The sequence below is a fragment of the Caproiciproducens galactitolivorans genome, assembly GCF_029266045.1.
In the GTDB taxonomy this organism is placed as follows: Bacteria; Bacillota; Clostridia; order Oscillospirales; family Acutalibacteraceae; genus Caproiciproducens; species Caproiciproducens galactitolivorans.
Map to the genome: position 1 here is coordinate 1 of NZ_JAJUFJ010000027.1, position 2,699 is coordinate 2,699.

The 2,699-nt window shown below is 46.8% G+C and carries 2 protein-coding genes; both read left to right on the plus strand.

Features of this window, described 5'->3' with window-relative positions:
• Positions 1 to 103: 103 nt before the first annotated feature.
• Positions 104 to 1,291, plus strand: a complete 1,188-nt coding sequence (locus P9B68_RS11665) for an IS256 family transposase (RefSeq protein ID WP_135661204.1) — start codon at positions 104 to 106, stop codon at positions 1,289 to 1,291.
• Positions 1,292 to 1,537: 246 nt separating this feature from the next.
• The coding region (locus tag P9B68_RS11670; protein WP_277669120.1) for a HAMP domain-containing protein at positions 1,538 to 2,699 on the plus strand (1,162 nt) is incomplete at its 3' end.

Below are 2,699 nucleotides of genomic sequence, written 5' to 3' on the forward strand. Positions count from 1 at the left end.
GATAGAGTACAATAAAGTTCGCAATTTCGAGAAGGTATAGAAAAGCCATTGGGACTCCTTTAAAATGAATGGTGTCAAGACATTCAAAAAGGAGTTGGTCCCAATGACTCAAGGAAAGAATAACACAGATCTTACGGAATTGCTACTGAAATGTATGGCGGAGCCCGACCCGATGCTCAGTATGCTGGAATGGCTCTGCGCTCAACTGATGGAGGCGGAGGTTTCCGGCCTTGTGGGGGCGGAAAAGAATGCGCACAATCCGTCTCGAAGTGACTACCGCTGCGGATATCGTCCCCGGAGGCTGGATACTCGCGTAGGGACGATGTATCTCATGGTGCCAAAGCTGCGCAGCCATGGATATATCCCGTTCTTTGTCACTGAACGCAAACGCAGCGAGGCGGCGCTGGTACAGGTTATTCAGGAGGCATTCGTGCAGGGCGTGTCCACACGGAAGATGGAAAAGTTGGCTCACAGTCTGGGGATAGAGAACCTCTCCCGCAGTCAGGTCAGTGAGATGACAAAAGGGCTCAATGAACAGGTACAGGAATTTCGCAACCGTTCTCTGACGGATACTCGTTATCCTGTCATTTGGACGGATGCCCTGTACGAAAAAGTCCGTATGGATGGCCGTGTCGTCAGCATGGCGGTGATGGTTGTCTGCGGCGTCAACGAGCAAGGGCACAGGGACATTCTCGCCGTGGAGCCGATGCTGGACGAATCCAAAGAGAGCTATTCCCAGTTGTTTCAAAGTCTTTTGGATCGCGGCTTGAAAACACCGCTGCTGGTGGTTTCCGATGCGAACAAAGGGCTGATTGCCGCCATCCGAGAAAGTTTTCCCGGCGCATCCTGGCAACGCTGCAAAGTGCATTTCATGCGAAATATTCTGGCCCATATACCGCAGAAAGAAAAAGAATCCTTTGCGGTCCAACTGAAAGAAATCTGGCTGGCGCCTTCCGTCCAATTAGCGCGACAGCGCGCAAAACAGTTGTCGGAGCAATATGGGAAGCGGTTTCCCAAAGCAATCGAGCTTCTGGAAGACGGGCTGGAGGACTCACTGGCTTTCTATGCATTCCCCGAGCTTGATGCCCGTAAAATCTCATCGACCAATATGCTGGAACGGCTGAACAAGGAAATCCGGCGCAGAACCAACGTCGTCGGGATATTCCCAAACAAAGATTCCTATCTGCGGTTGGTTACAACATATCTCATGGAATACGCTGAAGACTGGTCCGTTTCCAGAGCATATTTGAATCCCAAATCGATTCAGACACTTCTGCTAAGCGCAGCTTAATTCATTTCGTGGAGTCCCCAAATTGCGAACTTCTCTTGACATAGCCAGAAAACCAGGGGCTATAATTTAAAACCGATAAAAATTACAAAAACAGGTAAATTTTTAGGAAAATATATCCATTTAAAACCCGAGTGGAACTTTTCCCCGGGTTAAGAAGCATTCATCCATTTCTGCTGGGTATTTTTCCAATCTCACCTGTTTGAGGAAATCTTTATCAAGCCATGCAAATTTGGAGGGAAATGAAAGATGAAGAAAAAAAGTTTACTGAGGAAAATTTTAATTTTTATCGGCATTCCGGTCACCGCTATTCTGGTCGGCACTACGGTATTTATCACGCAGACGATTAAACAGTCTGTTTCAAACTTGACGACCAACGAATTGACCGCAAAAACGCAGGCCGCCGCCTACCAGGCCAATAACTTTTTGACAAAATACAGCGATATCGTGGAACAGATGGCAGCGAATGATTTACTGCAGCAATATTTTGAAAAGTCGCCCGAAATAAAAAACAGCAATACAAAAGAGGGGTTCGGCGGGGTAAAAGCTACCACGGAGAATATCTATCAGACGGATCCCGATACCTTGTCCGCCGTATGGGTAGCTGACTGTGCAACCAATAAGGCTGTCCTAAACAACTCGGACCAGCTTTACAGCATGACGCTCTCCGAACGGCCCTGGTATCAGGCGGCGACTACCCAAAAGAGCGTCGTCTTCGTTGAGCCTTATCAAGACACCGTTACCGGAAAAATAGTTATGAGCGTAGTATGCCCGATTTACAAAAGCGACAATCTGGTCGGCTTTGCGGGTGTAGATATTACGCTGGACCGTCTTTACAGCACAATCAAAAGTTATAAGCTCGGAAAATCAGGGTTTTATATTCTTACCAGCGCGGGCGGACAACTGGTCTATTATCCGGACGAATCCCTGAAAAATAAAAGTATCACCGAGTCAAATCTGTCCCAAAACGCTGTGAAGGCGATTCAGGGCAAAAAAGAGGGTCTTCTCACCTATAACGCAATGGGAAAAACCAATTACGGATATCTTTCCCCGGTAGGAAACACCGGTTGGACCATCACTACCGGCCTGCCGGAAAGCGAATTTTATAATTCCTATTACACGGTATTACAGACTGTAATTCTAATTTCTGTGATCGCCCTAATTATTTTGCTTTTGCTGATCGTGGTTATATCAAAGAGTATCACTAATCCGCTGGTAAAATTAAAAGAAGTGGCAAACAAGATTGCACAAGGAAATCTGGATGTTTCCGTTGAAATAAAATCAACTGATGAAGTTGGGCAGGTTTTCATTGCCATTTCCAAAACAGTCGACCGGCTGAAGCAGTACATCCAATATATTGATGAAATCTCGTCCGTGCTGAATCAGATTGCGAACGGGGATCTCACCTTCC

Excerpts from the sequence above, each read along its gene's own strand:
- P9B68_RS11665 (WP_135661204.1), top strand. The coding sequence starts at position 104 with ATGACTCAAGGAAAGAATAACACAGATCTTACGGAATTGCTACTGAAA.